The organism is Dongshaea marina (genome assembly GCF_003072645.1).
In the GTDB taxonomy this organism is placed as follows: domain Bacteria; phylum Pseudomonadota; class Gammaproteobacteria; order Enterobacterales; family Aeromonadaceae; genus Dongshaea; species Dongshaea marina.
On the sequence record NZ_CP028897.1, the window covers coordinates 3,026,496 to 3,049,378 of the forward strand.

Annotated in this window: 23 protein-coding genes, 1 tRNA gene, 1 other RNA gene and 1 pseudogene; 19 read left to right on the forward strand and 7 right to left on the reverse strand. The window is 47.5% G+C overall.

Going from position 1 to position 22,883, the window contains the following annotated elements:
- Positions 1–8: 8 nt before the first annotated feature.
- From DB847_RS14315 to DB847_RS14390, 16 genes are all read left to right on the forward strand, one after another.
- Positions 9–1,355, forward strand: a complete 1,347-nt coding sequence (locus DB847_RS14315; protein WP_108651313.1) for a dihydroorotase — start codon at positions 9–11, stop codon at positions 1,353–1,355.
- A 91-nt stretch (positions 1,356–1,446) separates the two neighbouring features.
- Positions 1,447–1,523, forward strand: a tRNA-Pro gene (locus DB847_RS14320).
- Positions 1,524–1,786: 263 nt separating this feature from the next.
- The gene (locus DB847_RS14325; RefSeq protein ID WP_108651314.1) at positions 1,787–2,122 is read left to right on the forward strand and encodes a single-stranded DNA-binding protein; all 336 of its coding nucleotides are present in this window, start codon (positions 1,787–1,789) and stop codon (positions 2,120–2,122) included.
- Positions 2,123–2,629: 507 nt separating this feature from the next.
- Positions 2,630–3,565 (forward strand): cytochrome o ubiquinol oxidase subunit II, encoded by a 936-nt coding sequence (gene cyoA / locus DB847_RS14330; RefSeq protein ID WP_108651315.1) that lies wholly within the window; start codon positions 2,630–2,632, stop codon positions 3,563–3,565.
- 3 nt (positions 3,566–3,568) lie between these two features.
- Complete coding sequence (gene cyoB / locus DB847_RS14335; protein ID WP_108651316.1) at positions 3,569–5,563, forward strand: cytochrome o ubiquinol oxidase subunit I; 1,995 nt, start codon at positions 3,569–3,571, stop codon at positions 5,561–5,563.
- Positions 5,553–6,188, forward strand: coding sequence for a cytochrome o ubiquinol oxidase subunit III (locus DB847_RS14340; RefSeq protein ID WP_108651317.1), 636 nt, complete (start codon positions 5,553–5,555; stop codon positions 6,186–6,188). The genes cyoB and DB847_RS14340 overlap by 11 nt, the downstream gene beginning before the upstream one ends.
- Positions 6,185–6,517 (forward strand): cytochrome o ubiquinol oxidase subunit IV, encoded by a 333-nt coding sequence (locus tag DB847_RS14345; RefSeq protein WP_108651318.1) that lies wholly within the window; start codon positions 6,185–6,187, stop codon positions 6,515–6,517. Before DB847_RS14340 ends, DB847_RS14345 begins: the two co-directional genes overlap by 4 nt.
- A gap of 14 nt (positions 6,518–6,531) precedes the next feature.
- Positions 6,532–7,404: a heme o synthase gene (cyoE, locus tag DB847_RS14350; RefSeq protein ID WP_108651319.1), complete on the forward strand. Its 873-nt coding sequence runs from the start codon at positions 6,532–6,534 to the stop codon at positions 7,402–7,404.
- 78 nt (positions 7,405–7,482) lie between these two features.
- The gene (locus tag DB847_RS14355; protein WP_108651320.1) at positions 7,483–8,847 is read left to right on the forward strand and encodes an MFS transporter; all 1,365 of its coding nucleotides are present in this window, start codon (positions 7,483–7,485) and stop codon (positions 8,845–8,847) included.
- Positions 8,848–9,192: 345 nt separating this feature from the next.
- Positions 9,193–9,978 carry a sulfite exporter TauE/SafE family protein gene (locus DB847_RS14360; RefSeq protein ID WP_108652983.1) on the forward strand — a complete coding sequence of 262 codons (786 nt, stop codon included), beginning with the start codon at positions 9,193–9,195 and terminating at the stop codon, positions 9,976–9,978.
- A gap of 111 nt (positions 9,979–10,089) precedes the next feature.
- Positions 10,090–10,186, forward strand: an RNA gene (ffs, locus tag DB847_RS14365) — signal recognition particle sRNA small type.
- A gap of 271 nt (positions 10,187–10,457) precedes the next feature.
- Positions 10,458–10,787, forward strand: a complete 330-nt coding sequence (locus DB847_RS25080; RefSeq protein WP_199911574.1) for a hypothetical protein — start codon at positions 10,458–10,460, stop codon at positions 10,785–10,787.
- Between the two features lie 291 nt (positions 10,788–11,078).
- Complete coding sequence (locus DB847_RS14375) at positions 11,079–12,065, forward strand: hypothetical protein (protein ID WP_108651321.1); 987 nt, start codon at positions 11,079–11,081, stop codon at positions 12,063–12,065.
- Between the two features lie 10 nt (positions 12,066–12,075).
- The gene (locus DB847_RS14380; protein WP_159084639.1) at positions 12,076–12,354 is read left to right on the forward strand and encodes a hypothetical protein; all 279 of its coding nucleotides are present in this window, start codon (positions 12,076–12,078) and stop codon (positions 12,352–12,354) included.
- A 106-nt stretch (positions 12,355–12,460) separates the two neighbouring features.
- Positions 12,461–12,814, forward strand: coding sequence for a Mu transposase C-terminal domain-containing protein (locus tag DB847_RS14385; protein WP_234418623.1), 354 nt, complete (start codon positions 12,461–12,463; stop codon positions 12,812–12,814).
- Between the two features lie 75 nt (positions 12,815–12,889).
- Positions 12,890–13,912 (forward strand): TniB family NTP-binding protein, encoded by a 1,023-nt coding sequence (locus DB847_RS14390; protein WP_108651324.1) that lies wholly within the window; start codon positions 12,890–12,892, stop codon positions 13,910–13,912.
- Positions 13,913–14,049: 137 nt separating this feature from the next.
- Here the strand turns inward: DB847_RS14390 and DB847_RS14395 are convergent, their stop codons facing one another.
- The 3 genes from DB847_RS14395 to DB847_RS14405 all read right to left on the reverse strand — a co-directional run bounded on the left by DB847_RS14395 (position 14,050) and on the right by DB847_RS14405 (position 15,413).
- Entirely contained in the window at positions 14,050–14,271 is a 222-nt protein-coding gene (locus DB847_RS14395) for a hypothetical protein (protein ID WP_108651325.1), read from the reverse strand.
- A gap of 84 nt (positions 14,272–14,355) precedes the next feature.
- Entirely contained in the window at positions 14,356–15,033 is a 678-nt protein-coding gene (locus tag DB847_RS14400; RefSeq protein ID WP_108651326.1) for a hypothetical protein, read from the reverse strand.
- A 32-nt stretch (positions 15,034–15,065) separates the two neighbouring features.
- Positions 15,066–15,413, reverse strand: a complete 348-nt coding sequence (locus DB847_RS14405; RefSeq protein WP_108651327.1) for a helix-turn-helix domain-containing protein — start codon at positions 15,411–15,413, stop codon at positions 15,066–15,068.
- A gap of 199 nt (positions 15,414–15,612) precedes the next feature.
- Between DB847_RS14405 and DB847_RS14410 the strand changes: the two genes are divergently transcribed.
- On the forward strand, positions 15,613–15,915 hold the full coding sequence (locus DB847_RS14410) for a hypothetical protein (protein WP_108651328.1): 303 nt from the start codon (positions 15,613–15,615) through the stop codon (positions 15,913–15,915).
- Positions 15,916–15,923: 8 nt separating this feature from the next.
- Here DB847_RS14410 and DB847_RS14415 read toward each other — a convergent pair whose 3' ends face one another.
- The 4 genes from DB847_RS14415 to DB847_RS14430 are packed head-to-tail and all read right to left on the reverse strand — an operon-like array spanning position 15,924 to position 20,350.
- A complete protein-coding gene (locus tag DB847_RS14415) occupies positions 15,924–16,631 on the reverse strand; it encodes a hypothetical protein (protein ID WP_108651329.1) in 708 nt (235 codons plus the stop codon).
- 11 nt (positions 16,632–16,642) lie between these two features.
- On the reverse strand, positions 16,643–17,350 hold the full coding sequence (locus tag DB847_RS14420; protein WP_108651330.1) for a hypothetical protein: 708 nt from the start codon (positions 17,348–17,350) through the stop codon (positions 16,643–16,645).
- Between the two features lies 1 nt (position 17,351).
- On the reverse strand, positions 17,352–19,301 hold the full coding sequence (pglZ, locus tag DB847_RS14425; protein ID WP_108651331.1) for a BREX-3 system phosphatase PglZ: 1,950 nt from the start codon (positions 19,299–19,301) through the stop codon (positions 17,352–17,354).
- A gap of 2 nt (positions 19,302–19,303) precedes the next feature.
- The gene (locus DB847_RS14430; protein WP_199911575.1) at positions 19,304–20,350 is read right to left on the reverse strand and encodes a hypothetical protein; all 1,047 of its coding nucleotides are present in this window, start codon (positions 20,348–20,350) and stop codon (positions 19,304–19,306) included.
- Positions 20,351–20,567: 217 nt separating this feature from the next.
- Between DB847_RS14430 and istA the strand changes: the two are divergent.
- Positions 20,568–22,111, forward strand: a pseudogene (gene istA, locus DB847_RS14435) (IS21 family transposase).
- Between the two features lie 9 nt (positions 22,112–22,120).
- Positions 22,121–22,876, forward strand: coding sequence for an IS21-like element helper ATPase IstB (gene istB, locus DB847_RS14440; protein ID WP_108649424.1), 756 nt, complete (start codon positions 22,121–22,123; stop codon positions 22,874–22,876).
- The last annotated feature ends 7 nt before the right edge of the window (positions 22,877–22,883 follow it).

The window sequence follows — 22,883 nt, forward strand, 5'->3', positions numbered from 1 at the left end:
GCCCCCACATGAGCCTTTTACTGCTAAAAAATGCCCGGCTGGTTAATGAAGGTACAACTGAAGTTGGTGATCTGCTGATCAAAGGAGAGCGCATCGAGAAGATAGCTTCTTCTATCAGCGCCGATGCCGGAACCCGGGTGATCGATCTCGATGGTAAGTTACTAATGCCAGGCATGATCGATGATCAGGTGCATTTTCGTGAGCCGGGCCTGACCCATAAGGGTAGTATAGCCACCGAGTCCGCAGCGGCCATCGCCGGTGGTACCACCAGCTTCATGGAGATGCCCAATGTCTCGCCACAGACCACCACTATAGAAGCGCTGGAGGAAAAATATCAGCGGGCTCAGGGAAAGAGTTTAGCCAACTTCTCTTTCTACCTGGGTGCGACCAACGACAACCTTGAACAGATCAAGCGCCTTGATCCCAATCAGGCGTGTGGCCTGAAGGTGTTCATGGGTTCATCTACCGGCAACATGCTGGTCGACAACCCCCAGACCCTGGATGAAATATTCAGCCATTCACCGGTTTTGATTGCCACCCACTGTGAAGACTCACCCACCATCAGCGCCAATGAGCAGGCCGCCCGGGAAAAATATGGAGAAGATGTCCCCTTCAGTGAGCATCCGAATATCCGAAGTGCCGAAGCCTGTTATCTCTCCTCCTCGCTTGCCGCCTCACTCGCTCATAAACATCAAGCCCGTCTCCACATACTGCACCTGACCACGGCCAAAGAGCTGGAGCTGCTGACTCCGACCCAAAACATCAGCGATCTGAAAACAAAGCTCATCAGTGCCGAGGTCTGTGTCCATCACCTGTTCTACTGTGATGCGGATTACGAGCGTCTCGGGAGCCTCATTAAGTGTAACCCGGCGATTAAGACCCAGAACGACCGGGATGCGCTGCGCCTTGCGGTCCGCGAGCAACTGATCGACATCATAGCCACCGATCACGCCCCCCATACCTGGGATGAAAAACAGGGTAGCTATTTCAATGCTCCCTCCGGACTCCCCCTGTGCCAACACTCGCTGCAACTGCTGATGGAGCTGTGCCATCAGGGAGAGATGACCCAGGAGATGATCGCCCAAAAGACCTCTCACGCAGTCGCTGAGCGTTACCAGCTCAAAGACCGCGGCTATCTGCGCGAAGGCTATTATGCGGATCTGGTCGCCATCGACCCGACAGTGCAACAAACCGTTGACAACAGCTCTCTGTATTACAAGTGCGGCTGGTCGCCGCTGTCGGGACAGACCCTGAACTCACGAATCGAGATGACGTTGCTCAACGGGGATATCGCCTACCACGATGGGCAGTTAAATCCGCATATTCGGGGTAAACGTCTGGAGTTTGACCGTTAACTGGTCAACAACCCAGCAGTCGGTTTTTTTATGGATTTTTACTGTTGACAGTGGACCCGGCAGGCTCTAATATCCAGCCCCGTAACAACGTCGGCGTGTAGCGCAGCTTGGTAGCGCACTGTCATGGGGTGTCAGGGGTCGCTGGTTCGAATCCAGTCACGCCGACCAAAATACCCTGAAAAAGGGCTAGCTTAGGCTAGCCCTTTTTTCGTTTGTGCTCCCAGCGAATCCATTCAGCGCATATTCAGATTCATACAACTCCACCCTCCCTCCCGACAAGGGGCGTCTCGGCCCGACCTCTATTATCACTTTTCCATAAAAAACAGTGAGTTTTGCCTCGACAGCCCGTAAAATATTTGCTGAACTAAAAAGATTACTCACATCTGCACTGATGTGAGGCATTTTTAATCGGTCACCTTGAAGTAGAGTAGATGAAAAAGACAATAACCATCTTCGGCAGCCTGGCCGACACGCCAAAAACGGGATACTCGCGAAGCGGGCAGCCCATCGCCCAGTTCAAGCTCGTCGCCCATTACGAAACCGGCCAGGAAACCATCTCGGTTCTACTCACCGGTAAAGATGTCGGTCTGATTGATGAGCTTGAAAAAGGAGCCCTGCTGCAGATCGAAGGTAAGATGCAGCAGCAGTGGTATCGCAGCTCACGGGGAAGCATCGAGTGCATGGATCGCTTTATTGGTCATCAGGCCCTCATTCTCGAAGAGCTGTTTCACTGGCAGACCGAGCACAAGCGCGAAGCATTCGCCTGACAGGGCTCAACTCAAAGTTTACTCTCAAATAAGCTGGCAGGGACACAAGCGCTTCCCGGCCGTCATTTCAATCCGTCCACTCTTCACAATAATCCGGGTGAATCTTCCCCGTTTAAAAGACAGCTGGCCTCTCACGACTCAGACAGAGTTTGATTCACTTTGCCCCGCTCAAGGTTCAGATCCATCAGGTAGCCGCTGAGTCATGATCTTGCTCCCCCTCCCAGATCCTAAGTGAGCCGGATCACTGTTTAAACTTTTTCTTAACTCCCCTTTGAGATGAAAAGCTCTATCAACCCGCCATTTGTGAACCTTTGTCAAATCTCAATGCAGGCCGAAAGGTGCCACAGCCCTTAATTGACGCAGCCTCGACACTTTTTAGCCTCTATTGAATCCAATTAAACCACTAACCTTGACATGGTCTTAACCAGTTTTACAAAAGTTCAACATTCCCGTAAGATCTGGAACCACATGAAACTATCCAAAATACCTTTATTTTGAGGTTCTTGAATGAGATTAGGGAAACAGAGGAAAACGCTAGGGATGCTGGCACTGTGTTGTACCGCTTTGCTATTGAGCGGCTGTGGCACTGTGCTGATGGATCCCAAAGGTGCCATTGGAGAAGAGCAGAAAAAATTGATCCTCACGGCTCTGGGGCTGATGCTGATCGTGGTCATCCCGGTGATCATCATGGTTTTTGCCTTTGTCTGGCGCTACCGCGGCAGCAATACCAAAGCCACTTACCGTCCCACCTGGGCACACTCCAATAAGATAGAAGCCGTGGTCTGGGGGGTGCCGATCATTATCATATTGATCCTGGCGACCATCACCTGGAAGACCACCCATGAGCTGGACCCATATCGTCCACTCGATACCGGCAAGAAGCCGCTGACCATAGAGGTGGTTTCCCTGGATTGGAAGTGGCTGTTTATCTATCCGGAGCAGGGAATCGCCACCGTCAATCAGCTGGCCTTCCCCACCGATGTGCCGATCGCCTTTAAGATCACCTCGGATACAGTGATGAATGCCTTCTTTATTCCAAGGCTCGGAGGGCAAATTTATGCCATGGCCGGGATGCAGACCCAGCTTCATCTCATCGCCAACCAGCCCGGAACCTACGATGGGATCTCCAGCAGCTACAGCGGAGCAGGTTTTTCCGGAATGAAGTTCACCGCCATCGCCACCCCAACCCAAGAGGCGTTTGATCAGTGGGTTAAGAAGGTGAAGCAATCACCCGATACCCTCAAAACCACCCAGGCATTTAATCAGCTGGCGGCCCCTTCAGAAAACAACCCGGTCGCCTACTACTCAAGTGTTAAGCCTCAACTCTTCCAGGAGATTATTGCCAAGTATATGGGCGATATGAAACAGATGAAGATGGATCACAAGGGCTCCCATAAAACCATGGAGATGGCAACGCTCTCTCATGCTGGCGTAAAGGAATAAGCGATGTTTGGAAAATTAACCCTGGATTCAATCCCATACCATGAGCCGATCATCATGGTCACGGTGAGCGTGGTCGCGGTTCTTGGTCTGGCTCTGCTCGGCTCCATTACCTATTTTGGTAAATGGAAGACGCTCTGGTTTGACTGGTTTACCAGTATCGATCATAAAAAAATCGGCATCATGTATGTCATTGTTGGGCTGGTCATGCTGGTGCGAGGCTTCGCCGATGCGATCATGATGCGCTCACAGCAGGCACTGGCCTCGGCCGGTGAGGCAGGCTTCCTGCCGCCGCACCACTATGATCAGATCTTCACCGCCCACGGTGTCATCATGATCTTCTTCGTGGCCATGCCGCTGGTGATTGGCCTGATGAATATTGTGGTGCCCCTGCAGATCGGGGCCCGTGATGTCGCCTTTCCCTTCCTCAATTCATTGAGCTTCTGGTTCTTTGTGGTCGGGGTGATCCTGGTCAACCTCTCCCTTGGTATCGGTGAGTTTGCCAAAACCGGCTGGCTGGCCTACCCTCCACTGTCGGAGAAACCTTACAGCCCCGGGGTCGGGGTCGATTACTGGATATGGAGCTTGCAGATATCCGGCCTCGGCACCCTGATGACCGGGGTGAACTTCTTTGCCACCATCCTCAAGATGCGTGCTCCCGGAATGTCGCTGATGAAGATGCCGGTCTTCACCTGGGCCTCCCTGTGTACCAATGTGCTGATCATCATCGCCTTCCCGATTTTGACGGTAACCATAGCCCTGCTCACCCTGGACCGTTATCTCGGCTTTCACTTCTTCACCAATGATCTCGGCGGCAACATGATGATGTATATCAACCTCATCTGGGCCTGGGGTCATCCGGAGGTGTATATCCTGGTACTGCCGGTGTTCGGGATCTTCTCTGAGGTCACCGCTACCTTCTCCAAGAAGAAGCTATTCGGTTACACCTCTTTGGTGTGGGCCACCATAGTGATCACCCTGCTCTCTTTCATCGTCTGGTTGCATCACTTCTTCACCATGGGCTCGGGAGCCAACGTCAACGCCTTCTTCGGAATAGCCACCATGATCATTGCGATCCCGACCGGGGTGAAGATCTTCAACTGGCTGTTCACCATGTATCGCGGACGGATTGAGTTTAAGACCCCCATGCTGTGGACCATCGGCTTCATGGTCACCTTTACCATAGGTGGCATGACAGGGGTTCTGCTGGCGGTACCGGGCGCAAACTTTGTGCTGCACAACAGTCTGTTCCTGATCGCCCACTTCCATAACGTCATCATCGGCGGGGTGGTGTTTGGGATCTTTGCCGGGATCACCTACTGGTTCCCCAAGGCCTTTGGCTTCACCCTCAATGAAAAATGGGGGGTTCGCGCCTTCTGGTTATGGCTGGTTGGTTTCTATGTGGCCTTCATGCCGCTCTATGTACTGGGCTTCATGGGGATGACCCGCCGCCTGAGTCAGGATATCGATCCCCGCTTCCATGACTGGCTGATGGTTGCCGCCTGCGGTGCATTTTTGATCGGCTGTGGGGTTCTGTGTCAGGTGATCCAGTTCTACGTGAGCTTCCGGGACCGCGAGCAAAACCGCGATCTCACCGGCGACCCATGGGACGGCCGCACCCTGGAGTGGGCTACCACTTCACCGCCCCCCTTCTATAACTTTGCTCACACCCCTGAGATCCACGAGCGGGATACCTTCTGGGAGTGGAAGGAAAACGGCAAGGCCTATAAGAATCCCGGCGATTACAAAGAGATCCATATGCCGAAGAACACCGCAGCCGGGGTGATCATCGCAGGATTCAGCCTGGTATTCGGCTTTGCGATGATCTGGGATATCTGGTGGCTGGCGATTCTCTCCGCCATCGGCATCGCCGTGACCTGGATCGGTAAGAGCTTTGATGAAGATGTGGACTACTATGTCCCGGTCTCACAAATTGAGCCACTGGAAGCAGCCCACTATGAGCAACTAAACAAAGCAGGTGTAATCAAGCATGGCAACTGAGACTATGACAAACCAGCCTCTGTCCCAAGAGCTGTCACAGGCCCACGAGCATGAGGGGCATCACGACACAGGAGAGACCAAAGTCTTTGGCTTTTGGATCTACCTGATGAGTGACTGCATCCTGTTTGCCTGCCTGTTCGCAACCTATGTGGTTTTATCGGGTGGCACCGCGGGGGGCCCCTCGGGAAAAGATATTTTTGAACTCCCCTTCGTATTGGTCGAAACCATGCTGCTGCTGTTTAGTAGTATCACCTTTGGTTTTGCGATGCTGGGGATGCAAAAAGGCAGCACCAAGCTGGTCAACAGCTGGCTGTTTATCACCTTTTTGTTCGGTGCAGGCTTCATCTCGATGGAGCTCTATGAGTTCCATCACTTGATCGCCCAGGGCTTTGGCCCTGAGCGTAGTGGTTTTCTGTCCGGGTTCTTCACCTTGGTAGGCACCCACGGACTGCATGTGACCATCGGCCTTATCTGGATCCTCTTGATGATGGTACAGGTCAAGGTCAAAGGGCTGACCGGGGCGAATAAAACTCGCCTGATGTGCCTGAGCCTGTTCTGGCACTTCCTGGATGTGATCTGGATCTGTGTCTTTACCGTTGTTTATCTGCTGGGGGTTCTGTCATGAAAGACTCAACAACGACAATCGCCGGTGCCGGCCACAGTACCCTCAGGGGATATCTCACCGGGTTTATCCTGTCCATCATACTGACAGCGATCCCCTTTGCCATGGTGATGAATGGTGGGGCCTCCCACCAGACCATCATCATCACCATCACCGCCTGTGCCATCATTCAGGTGCTGGTCCACCTGGTGTACTTCCTGCACATGAATACCTCCTCGGAGGAGCGCTGGAACCTGGTGGCCCTGGTGTTTACCCTGATAGTGATCGCTATCGTGGTGGTTGGCTCCCTGTGGATCATGTACAACCTTAACCTGAATATGATGCCAACCTAGGAGAGTACCGGAGGATGAAACAGTATCTGAAAGTCACCAAACCCGGGATCATCATGGGTAATCTCATCTCTGTGGTCGGGGGGTTCCTGTTAGCCTCCCGGGGAGAGATAGACTTTCCCCTGTTTTTAGCCACCCTGCTCGGTGTCACCCTGGTGGTGGCATCGGGTTGTGCCTTTAACAATGTGATCGATCGCGATATTGATGCCAAGATGGAACGTACCAAAAACCGGGTGCTGGTCCGGGGGCTCATCGCTCCGAACACCACCCTGGTCTACGCCACCGGGCTGGGAATCGCGGGCATCGCCCTGCTCTACCTGGCCGCCAATCCGCTGGCTGCCCTGATCGCCTTGATCGGTTTTGCAATCTACGTCGGTGTCTATAGCCTGTGGATGAAGCGTCACTCGGTCTACGGAACCCTGGTTGGCTCGCTGGCCGGGGCCGCACCGCCGGTCATCGGCTATTGCGCTGTGACCGGACAGTTTGATAGCGGTGCCCTGATCCTGCTGCTGATCTTCAGCATCTGGCAGATGCCCCACTCCTATGCGATCGCGATTTTTCGCTTCGATGACTATAAGGCGGCATCCCTGCCGGTGCTGCCGGTCAAAAAGGGCGTTGCCACCGCCAAGCATCATATCCTGAGCTATATCCTGGCGTTTATGATCGCAACTGTGCTGCTGACCCTGGGCGGCTACGCCGGGTATACCTATCTGATGGTAGCGATGGCGGTCAGCATCTGGTGGCTGGTGATGGCCCTGTCCGGGTATATCACCCCTAACGAAGGGCGCTGGGCGCGCCGGATGTTTGTACTGTCGATTATTGCGATCACCTCATTGAGTGTCATGATGTCGATCGACTTTCATGTCATTCCCCAATATGTAGTATCCTAAACCCTTCTTACCCGCCTGCCCCTGAGTGACTCTCAGCGGCAGGCTGATTTCTTCCGCTAACCTTGTGAGCCACTTTTCATGAATGATCATCAAATGACCCCCACCGAACGGCGTGCAACCTGGGGGCTGGGCTCGGTATTTTCCCTGCGCATGCTCGGCATGTTCATGGTACTGCCGGTCCTGGCCACCTATGGTATGGCACTTCCCGGTGCTAATGAGACCCTGATCGGTATCGCCATCGGTGTCTACGGTCTGGCACAAGCGATTTTCCAGATCCCCTTTGGCCTGCTTTCCGATCGTATCGGCCGCAAGCCTTTAATTGTCGGAGGTCTGCTAATTTTCGCCCTCGGTAGCCTGATCGCCGCCATGAGCCACTCGATCTGGGGCATCATCATCGGTCGGGCCCTGCAAGGCTCCGGCGCCATTGCCGCAGCCGTGATGGCGTTGCTTTCCGATCTGACCCGGGAGCAGAACCGCACCAAGGCGATGGCCTGTATCGGCATCAGTTTTGGAATAACCTTTGCCATCGCCATGGTTCTGGGTCCTGTCATCACCCATCTGCTTGGCCTGTCCGGGTTGTTTTACGGGATTGCGCTGTTCGCAGGCCTTGGGATCTTTGTCACCTTGGCGGTGGTTCCCTCTGCCAGCTCTCATCATCTCAACCGGGAATCGAGCATGGTGCGCGGCAGCTTTAAAAAGGTGCTCTCCAATCCTCGTCTGCTGAAGCTGAACTTTGGGATCCTCTGCCTGCATACCCTGCTGATGGCCTGTTTCGTCGCCCTGCCCCTGTGCCTTGAAAAATCCGGGTTGGTGCCTGGCAAGCAATGGATCGCTTATCTGTGCACCATGCTGATCGCCTTCGTGGCCGTGATCCCTGTGATCATCTATGCCGAGAAAAAACGGCGGATGAAGCGGGTGTTTGTGGGTTGTGTCACGCTCCTGCTGGTTGCGGAGCTGGTGTTCTGGCGCTCGGGCAGCCAGTTGTGGATGCTGATCCTGGGGCTACAGCTATTTTTCCTGGCCTTTAACCTGATGGAGGCGATCCTGCCGTCCCTTATCAGCAAGGAATCTCCAGCGGGCTACAAGGGAACCGCCATGGGGGTCTATTCAACTAGCCAGTTTATCGGGGTGGCATTGGGAGGAAGTCTTGGGGGCTGGCTATTTAGCCTGGGGGGCGCAAACCTGATGTTTGTCGGCTGTGTGCTGGTGACCCTGTTGTGGCTTGGGATCAGCATCAGCATGAAGGAGCCACCCTATGTCAGCAGCCTTCGAATCACCCTGTCGCAACTGGCGGCTAAAGATAGTCTTCTGGAAAGTCAGCTGATGGCTCAGCCCGGGGTGCGTGAGGCGGTGATTGTCCCCGAAGAGCTCAGTGCCTATATCAAGGTCGATACGAAGCAGACCAACCGGAGTCAGCTTGAGGCGCTGGTCGCAGCTCAATAAATCGAGATCCGGCTTTCAGCATCACTATCCTGGGTTGAAAGCCGATTTCTGGACAAAAAAATGCGCTTAGAACGGCCGAACTAAGCGCGAATGTCAGGATTTGATTTCACTTGCGGTGATCAATTTCTGCTTGTTTTACAGAGATACATAGTGCATTGATGGAGTCACCAATTATACGCAAATGAAACTCATTTGCAACATTAATGCAACAGAAAGTTACAATGACAGTCGCCTGCATCCAGGGCTAATGCGAGTCTCCTTCGAAGAGCCAAAGAGATGGCTATTCACTCTGAGTCAGGTTAGATTGCCCCATCTTCCGAGTATTAATACGGAGCCATCATGTTGATCAGTATTCTTCTCTATATGCTGCTGGGCGCCGCTGCCGGGACCCTGGCGGGCCTGTTTGGCATCGGCGGAGGCCTGGTGATTATCCCGGTGCTCACCATCGCCTTTCAGCTACAGGGCTTTCCACCCGATATCTATATGCACCTGGCTATCGGCACCTCTCTGGCCACCATAGTCTTCACCTCGTTAAGCTCTATCTGGGCCCATCACCAGCGTGGCGGGTTGGATTGGACCCTGATCCTGCAGTTGGGGGGAGGCATCATCATAGGTGCATTTCTCGGAGGACTCACCGCCAATGCGATCTCTGGTGGCGTTTTGGCTAAGATGTTTGGGGTCTTTGTCTACCTGATGGCGATTCAGATCGGTCTTGGGCTTAATTTTGGATCCGGCGGCAAGCTCCCCGGGCGAAAAGGTAAGTTTATCGCCGGAGGCATCATCGGCTGGGTATCGGCTCTTTTTGGGACCGGTGGAGGCAGCATGACGGTGCCCTATCTCAACTGGTGCCAGGTTCCGATCACCCGGGTGGTCTCCACCTCCGCAGCCTGTGGCTTCCCGATCGCTCTGTCCGGCTGTATCAGCTATATCCTCACCGGCTGGCACAACACGGCGCTGCCGGACTGGAGCCTGGGCTATGTCTACCTGCCCGCCTGGTTTGGCATCGTCCTGCTCAGCACTGTGTTCGCAAGATTCGGAGCCCGGCTTGCTCACACACTTCCGCCGGTTGTACTCAAGCGCAGTTTTGCGGTGCTGCTGCTGTGTGTCGGAACCCGGTTTGTATTCTTTTAAGTCAAGATGCGCACAATTGAAGCAAACAGACCTCAGTTGAAAGATTTTAAAAGCCAGAGCATTGCATTTCGATGCGGCTCTGGTAGGATAGCCCTCGTTCGATGGTGGCCTGGTAGGTCCTCTCGCATCAATAGCTGGTGAACCTGGTCAGGTCCGGAAGGAAGCAGCCACAGCGAGTGACTTGAGTGCCGAGATGTGGCTTGCAAGGCCGCCACCCAAATCCCCTCCTGTTTGTCGTTTGCACCAAAAGCTGACATATCTGTACCAGAAGCTGGCATAATTGAACCAAAGCTGACAAATTTGCACCAGTTAGTGGCATAGCGTAATTAATTTACGTAATAAAACTACAACAACCTGCCTTTATTAATTTCCATTAATCTGATCACTATCCCATATAAACAACCTGTTCAAATTTGCACCAGAACCTAACATAGAGTAACTTACGATCCCAGCTATGGGTGACAGTAAGGATACTCGTCATGTACCGCCGCAAACTCAAATACTCTCGGGTAAAGAACCTCTTTAAATTTGCCAGCATAAAATGCAAGGCATCACTGACTGTTGAATCAAGCCTTGAATTTGATACCTGCTTTCATCTCGAGTACTCCCCTAGTATTGCATACTTTGAGGCACAACCTGAGGGGTTTTACTATAACTTTGAAGGCAAAGCATGTGGTTACACCCCAGATTTCAAGTTAATCAATCATGACCAGCAAGTTTCCTACCTAGAGGTAAAACCATCCAGAAAAACGGCTCAGCAGGATTTTAGAAATCGATTCAAAAAAAGAGAGAGCAAGCCATCACCCTAGGCTCCTCGCTAAATTTGATCACTGAAAATCAGATAAGACTAAGCCCTCTTCTTGATAATTTAAAGCTCATTCATCGTTATGCAGGGTTCAATGGCATCACAGATAGACAGAGATCACTCTTAGAATTACTTACAGAGCATGGTCCACTAACAGTTCACTCCCTAATTGAAGAAACCAAAATTTCTCAAGGTGAGTTAAATGCAGATCTTCTTAGCCTGATAGCACATCGAGAATTATTTACAAATGTTTCGGAAAATGATTTTAGCGAATTAAGTATATATGGAGATGATCATGAACTCAGAAAAAAAATTAATCATGACTACATTTACTGATGAGTTTGAAAAGATATCGCCTGAATGCGATATCAAATCTACTGACATAGAAAAATATGCAGAAATCAATTTGGATAACACTGCTATAACCGTAGCACGTGATCTTGACAGTTTTCCTGATGATCTAAAAGACGAAGCATTAGAAAGATACAAGCTACTATGCTTAATTCAAAAAGATCTTATCGGTGGATGGACAAGTAAAAACTTGGATCCGCTGATCGAAAAGTATGCACAACAAGTAAACATCACAAAACCAAGCTGGAGAACAGTCGCCAGATGGTGGCAAAAGTATAAAACATCCGAAGGAGAAATAGTCTCACTTGTGACCCGAAATCATAAAAAAGGAAATAGTAAACTCAAGATTATCGGTGATGAGAAATTTTTTGACGAAGCATTAGAGGTGTTTTTAAGCGCGACAAGACCATCGGTAAGAAAAGCTTATGAGTATTATCATGATCGAATTGTATGTGAAAATGAAAATATTATCTCTGGAAAAATCCCGATAGTTAGTGAAAGAGCCTTTTACAAAAGAATTAACAATCTTCCCCCGTATCAAGTTGCACTAGCTCGACATGGAAAACATTTGGCAGACTGTTGGTATGACTATTATTCAGCTCATGAACCTCCAACCAGAGTTCTGCAGCGTGTGGAGATTGATCATACTCCAATAGACCTAATTCTTATTGATGATAACTTATTTGTTCCAATAGGAAGACCCTACCTTACTTTATTATATGATGTCTTTAGTAGTTGTATTATTGGCTTTCATATTAGCTTTCGGGCTCCAGGATACGAACCTGTAAGAAAAGCTATTCTTCATTCAATAAAGCCTAAGGATTATATCAAGGATAAGTATCCTCAAGTGATTAAATCATGGCCATGCCAAGGGAAGATTGAAAATCTTAATTGTAGACAATGGTGCCGAATTTTGGTCAAAAAGTCTTGATCATGCTTGTATGGAAGTAGGTATAAACATCCAATATAATCCAATTAAAAAGCCATGGTTAAAGCCATTTATTGAGCGTTCATTTGGAAAAATTAACAGCTCACTTATAATAAATATTCCAGGCAAGACATTTTCTAATATAGTTGAAAAAGAAGATTACAACCCACAAAAGAACGCCATTGTTAGATTCTCAACATTCTTGGAGTTATTCCATAAATGGATTGTTGATATTTATCACCAAAACTCCGATTCGGTAAAAAAAGAATTCCCAACCTGCTGTGGAATATAGGTTACTCATCACTTCCTCCAGCTATACCTAGTGAGTATATGATGAATAAACTAAATGTAGTTATGGGAATAAAAAAGTTGCTTCTCTTAGAAAAGGAGGAATAACAATAAATCATTTACGTTATGATAGTGAAGAACTTAGTGATTACAGAAAACAATATATTCAAATGAAAAAATCAATTAAAATAATAATTAAAATAGACCCTGACGACATATCAAGAATATATGTTCTTTTGGAAAAATTTGATAAGTATTTAGCAGTGCCATGTGTAGACCCTATAGGATATACCAAAAATCTCAGCCTAAATTATCACCTGACATTGACAAAAGCTCACCGTGATTATATCAACTCAAAAATTGATATCGTAAGTCTTGCTAAAGCAAGGTTATGGCTCCATGAGAGGATTGAATCTGAGCAAACAGAATTCAAATCAAAAGGAGGCAAAGAATACAAAACCTAGCCATTCTCATGATCTGTTGGACGAAATTGATCTTGAACAGTGGGATGAAATGGTCAAAGATATCGAGGGATTCTGATGTTTAATTTAAATAAGCATATCGAAGATATTCGTGCATTTAAAGAGTGTACTATTGAATACCCTATGCTAAAAACAGTTATTAATGACTTTGACGAGCTAAGATTTAATTTTAAAATTGGTAACAATCAACAATGCATGATGCTTACAGGTGATACCGGTGCAGGAAAATCTCATCTGATACGTTACTATAAATCTAAAAATAACGAATATAATTCGAATCGAGGCATAACTATTCCTGTACTATTTAGCAGAATATCAGATAAGGGAACTCTAATTGCTACACTAGCTCAACTACTGAAAGATCTTGGGCAATTTAATACACCTTATAGGGAAAAATTAAGTAGCGATCTGTCATTAACAGAATCTCTGATAAAGCTACTCGACAAATGCAAAACAGAGCTCATCATCATCAAAGAATTTCAGGAGTTGATAGAATTTAAATCAGTTAAGCAAAGGCAAGCTATTGGTAATCGCCTAAAATACATTAGTGAAAAAACAGGGATCCCCATGGTTTTTTCTGGAATGCCATGGACAAAAAATATCATGGAAGATCCGCAATGGCGTTCAAGAATAATTATCCATAGGAATCTTGAATATTTTAAACTGAGTGGAGAAACTTGCGGAGAAAGTAATTCACAGATATATATACAGTTACTAGCTTCATTAGAAGATGAACTTCCAGTTAAAACAACCCCAAGTCTTAAGCAGCACGATATTGCATTTCCTTTATTCGCCATTTGCAAAGGCGAGTTCAGACAAATAAAATTATTCCTAGAAAAATCATTAATCCAAGCCTACCGAGATAATAAACAAGTTCTCGATAAAGAAACAATGAATAAAACTTATAAAAATATATATCCCGGTAAAACATCTCCTTCTGACTTAGATATTAATAAACTTATCGTATGGCAATCCATTAGCGAGTCAGACTTTAACTGCAATGCAGAACATGAGTATGACAGTATGATTCCAACAATATTTGAAAAAACACCTTTAAGCCAAATTCTGAAGAAGAAATAGTGATAATTTCAGTCAGCAGCCAGTTCCTTAATCATTGAATAATGTGTCTGCTTTGAGCCGAAAGCGGACATAGTAATCCAGATATATTTGTCTTTTATTCAGCCCTACAGAACTAAATTTATGTTTGTTGAATTTCGCTAGAAATTTCCGTTTGATACCACACCTTTAGATGACGGATCTAACTCCAGCGGCACACCGATATCGATCACCTTCTTTGATAACTCAGCTCCTTGATTAATACTTTCAAGGTTTTTCAGTACCTGACTACCAGAAACTGGTTTTTTATCCTCTGCATAGTATTCAAACCATGAGATCCCAGCTTCTTGATATTGTTCTGGGGTAACCGGTTTTTGAGGCATGGGTAACCCGGTGATGGTGCTCCAGTGGACACTGTTTACAGTGTGAATGAAACACCTGGAGCCAGCAGTTAGATCCCATGCATCTCACCCATACTCATCTTCGTAGATCTCTTGTCTGATCATCCCTCCGGGAGCAATCCCCATTTCAAGGGCATCTGAATAACACTCTTCGCTATAAAGCACCTCTTCGATGCAATCCAGAACCAGACCTCTCGGAGATTCGAAGTATTCTCTGTACACTTCTTCCTTCATTGGAAAAGCAATAATCTGGATACCACCAAATTCAGCTTCACCTGTAACCTGCTCCTCCACTGTCACATTTTTTCCTAGCTGAGCTGCCACAAACTGACGAACAGTTCCCCTCTCTATTGCGTAGCCATCCAACCATGGCTGCTCGGAAAGGACCACATAATCTTGAGGCTCGTCACTTAGCTCATTGGTCCATGCCTCTCCTGTTATCGCGTTAATCTTTCCGGTCGCAATCTTAATTGCCATTGGATAATCTCCGGAAAAATTGATCCACATAGCTTCTGATTGATGCATGGGTAACAACACACCACCACGGCTACGCCAGTGTTCAGGGACTCGCTTTACGTGATCTTCAATATGCTCAAGATGAAACGAGCCAATCCCTGCTGGCAAAGGATATTGCCTTACATCATCAGGGATCCTGAGTGTCTTCATGAAATCAATCTGCCCCACGGCCTTTGGGTGGACCTCCGGGAATCGAAAAATCAGCTGATTATTTTTAAGTTCGATCATTACTGCGATCCTTATGATGATCGTTAGCGTTCTCACCAATCCCCATCTGAAACCTCTCTTACAATGCTCAAGACAGCATGATCAGGAGCTTCTTTTAGCTGTCGAATCAACTCAGCAAACAGCTTGGATCGTTTACGAATAATCTCTTGCAGATCAGAAGAGATCTTACCTGCAAGTGCCAATAGCACATCGGTATCCAGGTTTAGTTCATCAGCGAGCTTTTTTAGTGTTTCCTCCCCTGGCGGAGGCACAGTACCACGCTCAATCTTGCTAAGATAAGCAGGCTCAATCCCAACACGTTGAGCCACCTGCCGTAGCGAATAAGAGCGGTCCGACTGCTTGAGTGCTTCTCGCTGTTTTCTTAAAGTATCACCTATCATAGTGTGTACTATATACTACACACTAAACATTATCAAAAATACCTTACCAAGAAAAACCCATGTCACAAGCCAGGTGTCAGTTCTGCCCGGATCTGGTACTGAAAAGTTACATTAGGACATGACCGTTACACGATTTGACTTGGTGCTTTAAGCAAAGTAGTGTTACCACCTCTCCTTAGCTCCCCAAAAACAGAATCTTATGAAACTACTCAACACCTATGAAGATAAAGATGAAGCTGAGGCTGCGCTTGACAAAATTGATGGGCAAAAACGCCTGGCTAGTGAGCGCGATAGCACTGAAGTGATTTACAATCTGTTTGGTCAACCTAGCTGGAGCAACTTCTACAAGCTAGATATGTTTGAGTTGCCGCTATTGAAACAATTACTCGAGAAAAGAAAGGAGAGCGAGGCGTTTGATGGGAAGAAACATCGCGAAATTATCACGATGCTTCAATATGCAGCAAAGAGTTTTGATCTAGAAATACCCAAGCATTGGTTATAGTGTAGAAACTACATAAACACAACAATATCAGACGATTGAAGATGCGCTTCTAACTCTTTATTGGTTTGCACATCTGATAAATCAAAAAATATTTCAAATGGAAACCAAACGGAATCATCGTTGATACTTGAAAGGCTTCTGCTAGAGCTTTGATTTGAAAGCATAATCGCCTCAACAAGCCAACCTTTGATCTCGGAGCTTTCAATTTTTAGAGGCCGGCTCACCCCATAGACACCTTGCTCTGGATTCCTCAATACATCAAGATTCATAAGTGTTCGTACAACAAACTGCATACTACGTTTTATTGTTGAAGTATCACCGTATTGTTCTGCCACACGCTCTTCAAGTTGAGAGTACATAAACGTATCGTTTAGCTTCGTTAACTTACCAATCTGGCCCACAACAAAAGCAAAGAACGGATATTTAGACAGCATCATTCCCCAATGGAAAACCAAATGCTGCTCGCTATGCTCTATTAATAGATCTGCGCCCTTTCCTTGAAATCTACTCGTCATATCCTTAGGCAACTTATTCCAGATTCCAAACAGCAAATTACGTGTTTTATCCTTCGCCACCTTACTGGTAAAAGCTGGTTCAAGCATAGAATCAATACGCTCTTTCAACGCTTGTCCTTCAATACCATTTGCTACCCAAGATGCAGTTTGAGCTAACCAGTCTGGCTCTAAATGACGATTAAAACCAATAGATACTTTCAATTTAACTCTCTCTATTTCTTAAACAATACAAGGTTATTACCTTGCTGGTGAAGATCAAACCAAGTCGTTTCAAGCTCATTTACAGAGACAGAAAACGCAAACGGGAACCAAACAAGATCATCAAGCAAGTCTGTAAGTGCTCGACTCCGATAGTTTTGGTTATACATCAATGACTGTAACAACCAGCTTTTATACTTACTTTCTATTTGACAGTTTAGCTTTTGAGCTTTGTATGTCCGATTACGTTGACGTTCTAAAATCTTAAAATTGACCAGAGTTTTCAAGACTGAGCGAAGCGAACGTTTTACCGTCTCTGTGTCTCCATACAGTTCAACAATATGCTTCTGCGCTTGTGCATAAGTGAATAAATCTGAATGTTTTCCGCGTCGACCAATAAACCTAACAACATCAGCAAAAAAGTTATTTTTCGCTATCAACATCCCCCAGTGAAGTACAAAGTCTGGATGATCACTTTCTACTACAGAATCGATAGCGAATTTATCAAAGTTTTGTGCGATACCTTCAGAGTCAGAAGACCATAGTTTAGTCAACTGATTCCGCGTTTTACCTCGGTTGACCTTACAGTTAATAGAAGGCTCAAGCATCAAGTCAATCTGTTGATCGAGTTCTTTTTGTTCGAACCCTTGAGCAATCCACTCAGCAACTAGATCTAACCACTGAAGATTGATATGACAACTAAAGCCAACTCTCTTTGACATGCTAATTTCTCTTAACAATAGCTAATGGAACAACAACCTCATGTAAACTTATTCCGCCATGCCCCACTATCAGTTTTTCTTTCTGAACAAACGCATGACTACCTTTACTCACTAGGGGATATACATCAGATGGTAGTCCATATTTCTTAGCCGGCCATTCTAGCACATTCACCTCAGCATTCGAATATTCAACTGTATTTTTATACAGCCTTACTCTTTCACCTCTCGTTTCTGCTTTAACACCTTCACCAGGCCACCCCTGACCTACCGCTTCTTGGTTACCGTGATCTGCAGTAATAATCACTTCAAACCCACTATCCAGTAGAGCCTCAATCTTGGATGTGAACTGCCACTTATAAAGCCAATCCACCAATGCCGCATTGAGTCCCGACATTCCTGATTTCGTGCCATGCATTTGCTCATCAATGTAATTTATAACGAAGCCAGCAACCTTCAGCTTTGGTGAGTGGAAACGATCCTTGAATAAATCAAGGCTCATGCTATTTTCAACTTTAACAGCATACGTTACCTCACTTTTACTTAATCCTTGGTCTTCCCAATAAGCTTGCCATAGAGCTTTTTCCTTTGAGGTTGTAAGTATTGAGTCAGGAAATGAGCGAGGCGGTTTTCCGGAAAATAAAGCTTGTCTTGATATAGATGTTATTGTGGGTACCCAAGAAAAAATTCCCCGCTCCTCGATTCGAATATCGGGTATATCAATAATGCTTTGCTTGACATGAGTCCATTGCTGAAATCCCATCCCATCCATTACTAGTAAACATACCTTTTGGCCTTTACACACTTTCAGATTTAACCAGTTTGGTATTTTATGCAAAATCTTAGGAAAGCGAGAGGTCGGTGTATTGATCAACTTACCGAAGTTTTCTTGTAACCATGTTTCAAACTGCTCATCTATTAGAGTATTAAGGTTCGCAATCTGTGTGTTCAAGCTATCAGCATCAACTCCTTTCAAAGAGTAAGACAAAGAGTTCAGAACACCTAGATCATACGCGACCTCTTCCCAAAACTCAGGTGTAAATGGTTTGTCCATAGTATCAAACTGATTTGATAACTTTAAATGCAACTGCTTCAGTCGCAACAGATCCCTAGATACACCATCGGAAATAACCCCAACCTGCTCCCAATCATCTTCTCCCAATCCGTCGAACTCCACGGCCTGGAGAAAACCGTCTGCAAACAAGTTATCAATGAATACTCTTATATCTTGATCACCAAATGGAACAACTAATTCATCTTTGCTCCAATCAGAGTTTATAATCTCTTCACGATCCACCTTTTGTTCTAGATGTAATACCCACTGACGTTGCAGAAAATCAAAGAATTCAGCTCTATCAGGTAAAATCTTAGTGAAATCCCAGCGACTGAATCGCTCGCGAGCTCCTAGTGTTTCAATCACCCTATCTTCGAACATCTGTGGCATTTCAATACCTAGATAATGCTTTCGAATAAGTAGCCGAACCAAATCCGTTTCAGATTGAATTATTTCAGGTGCAATTTTATATATATGCCGTAGAACAAAGTCCAAACTGTCACATCGATTGAGGCTCCCAACTCGATAAATCTTAATGGCTTTTAACAGCTGCTCATAATCTCCAGGTGATAGAGAACGTAAAACTGATGAATCTAACTTGGGGATCACTTCACTAATATCGAAATCCAGCTTGATAGCTGAAGATTCAATATCATAAGGAATAACAGGCTGATCATCTACAACCCTAATAACTAATGCACTACGTCCACCATCTTCAAGCCATTCTTCGTAACACAATCTCAAAGCCATCGGGTCAGTTTCTGAGAAAAAAACAACTCCTGACTGCTCAAACAGATCTGCAATTGTAGGTTCAAAGCATAGATTGTCTGGATCGTGAACAATGTAATGCATGGACTCTGTTAACACTCGATGTTCAAGAAGACGCTTTTGCCAGTTCATCTCTATCCCTTGATTTCAAAAACTAGATGAAGATTTAGCTCAGGATACACTTCACGTTTTGCTTCAACATCCTGTTGCCACTGTTTGTATTCAATGTCCAACTGGCGTATTCGGTATCCCTTAACCTCTGGTAAACCAATACGTTCAATTGCATTTCTTCTAGCCTTGAAAGAGTATTCACCTTTTTCAATACTAAGTTCTAGTTCATTCAAATACTCAGATAACATTGAGTCAAACATCAACTTACCCTGAGTTTCAGCGGCCTCTCTTAGCAAAGAGTACACACTTTCATGATCAGAACCAGAGTGGGTTTCAATAGAATCCGAGCAAATAGCATCCCAAACACGTATGGATGCAGTAGAGAAATACTGCCCGGCACTATTGATGTAAATAGGAAGATACTGCAATTGACGCTCATCCTGACCAGAAAATCGAACACTCCAGAGAGACCAATACCCGGTCACACCGGAAGGCAGGGAAGGAACTCGTACAAGAGGTATGTTTTGGACTTCGCTCCAAATTGGTAAGTGTGTGCTCAAGCCTCTCACCTTTGGGTTTTCAAGAGTAATGTGCTTTAACCCTGGTGTTTTCTGCGCTTCCTTACCAATAAAGGTAATGTCTTCCCAGTTAGCGCCATCTGGCCATTTAACACATATCGATCCATTCTCAGCACGAGTAAATGACGCATCCGCACCTTCAGAGCTCTTGAAACTTAGAAACTGACTCACCATCTGCTCAACCCAATACGGCAAAGGATGATCAATAACTTTCTGATAATCGTTTGGATTTAGCGACTTACCATCTGAAAACAAACCGTCTTGAGAACGTTTATCTCGAGCTCCACCCTGAATCACTTTCAAGGCTTTCGCTAATTCCTGATCCATCGTTTCCGGGTTCGATATGGATTCCATAAAGAGCTCATCAAAGAGATGATTTGCCTCGGCGGAGTCAAGTACGTCACTGGTTTTATCTACTCCGAATTCATCTAAAATGACTTGAAGCTTCGATTCCAGTACATCTCGCACTCTATGCTGCGTTTTTTGGTCCATCGCGATCACCCAATAAGATCGATAGCGATCACTGAATAATATCGATCGCGATCGCTCAATAATATCGATGGCGATCACTTTTGAGTTTTATATTATTGGGTGATCGGCATGAATATTATGCAGTCCCGACCGAAATGTTATTCATTTCAACTCCCGTTTCGCAGGTGTTTTTTTAACCGGCTATGCTCTCTGTTTGACCTCGAGCGGAGAGCCAGCCATGCCAACGGTGCATATCACCATGCGAAAACTCAAAGAGATCCTCAGACTCAAGTACCAAGGCGGCCTGAGTCACCGCCAGATCGCAAGCAGCCTGTCTGTGTCTCCGTCGACTGTGTCCAATTACTGCAAAAGGGCCCAACAGATGGGGCTATGCCAATGGCCTCTGCCTGCTGAGTGGGATGAAGAGCGGCTGCGCCGTGAGTTCCTTGAGACCCGGATCACGGTTCGTCAGACACCTCCTCTGCCGGATTGGGCCGTGGCCCATCAGGAGCTCAGACGCAAAGGGATGACGCTACAACTCCTGTGGGAGGAGTATGCTGAGCGACATCCCAAGAACCACTACAGCTATAACCATTACTGCATGCGTTATCGTGAGTGGCGTAAATGCCAGTCTCCCTCAATGCGTCAGAGCCATAAAGCCGGTGAAAAACTGTTTGTTGATTACTGCGGTCCAACCGTGCCCATCGTGGATCCGAGGACTGGGGAGGAGCGTCGGGCTCAGATCTTTGTCGCTGTGATGGGTGCATCCAGCTACACCTACGCCGATGCAACCTTGAGTCAGGGGCTGGAAGACTGGGTGATGAGCCATAAACGGGCCTTCGAATTTCTGGGGGAGTACCAGAGATGATCGTTCCGGATAATCTCAAAAGCGGAGTCAGTAGAGCGTGTCGCTACGAGCCAGATCTCAATCCTACCTATCAGCAGCTGGCTGCACACTATGGTGTTGCAGTGCTTCCTGCCCGTCCTTACAAGCCCAAAGATAAAGCCAAGGCTGAGGTGGGCGTGCAGATCGTTGAGCGCTGGATCCTGGCAAAACTGCGCCATGAGACCTTCTTCAGTCTGGCTCAGCTAAACCAGCGGATCGGGGCTCTGCTCACCGAGTTGAACAATCGCCCGTTCAAGAAGCTGCCGGGAAGCCGTAAATCACAGTTTGAATTGCTAGACAAACCGGTGCTCAAATCGCTGCCTCAAAACCCCTATCAGTTCACCCGGGTGAAGGCGGTTCGGGTTCATATCGACTATCACATCGAGCTCGACAAGCACTACTACTCGGTTCCCTATACCCTGCTCAAACGCAAGCTTGAAGCGCATATCTGCGACAACCTGGTACGGATCTATCATGGTGGTCGCTGTGTCGCGACACATCCACGCAGCTATCAGCAGGGAGGGCAAACCACCCACCCCGATCATATGCCGGTCGCACACCAAAAGCAGATGCAATGGACCCGGGACGCTTTCTGAACTGGGCTCAGGAGATAGGCCCTCCACGCTTGCGGTGATCAAACAGCTGCTCTACCGAAAGTCCCACCCGGAGCTTGGATATCGGGCCAGCCTTGGGATCCTCAACCTGGAAAAGCGATATGGACGCCCCGCTTAGAAGCGGCCTGCCAGCGAGCAGACCGAACGGGCGTTTACTATCAGAAAGGGATCCGCTCCATCCTGGAAAAGGGGCTGGATGGCCAGCCACTGCCCGAAACTCAGCCGGATCGTCTGGCGGAGCTCACTCACCTCAATATCCGTGGCTCAGGCTACTATCACTAAGGATCAAAGATGACAGAACAACTCAAACAGCAACTTCGGGAGCTGAAACTAAGTGGTATCCGGGATGCCCTGGAAAGGCAACATCAGCAACCCGGGCACTACCAGGAACTCGGGTTCGAAGAGCGACTCAGCCTGCTGCTGGAGCAGGAGCTGACGGATCGGTCTCAGCGGCGGATCGAGCGCCTTATCAAGCAGGCCCGATTCCGGCTGCAGGCAAATCTGGAGCAACTGGATTATCGAAGTGATCGCGGCTTGCATAGAGCCCAGATCCGCTCACTGGCAGAGGGATACTGGCTTAGCCTGGGGCAGACTCTGATCCTGACCGGGGCGACCGGGTGCGGGAAAACCTATCTGGCCTGCGCCCTGGGCCATCACTTCTGTCTGCAGGGACTCGGGGTTCGCTACTTCCGGTTTAAAGAGCTGCTGGAGCAACTGCAGCTGGCTCAGGCTGATGGCAGCTATCGAAAGCTGATGGTTCAGTTGAGAAACACGCCGCTTCTGATCCTCGATGACTGGGGACTGGAGTCGCTGAATGCGCTTCAGCGTAGCGATCTACTGGAGTTAATCGATGCTCGCCATGGTCACGGAGCCACACTGATCGGCAGCCAGCTTCCGCTGGAGCACTGGCACACAATGATCGGTGAATCAACCCATGCGGATGCGATCCTGGATCGTCTGGTTCATGGAGCGATCCGTGTAGAATTATGCGGAGAATCGATGAGAAAAATCACCGCAGAGTTGACGGATGCCGATCACTCAGGGTAAAAAATAA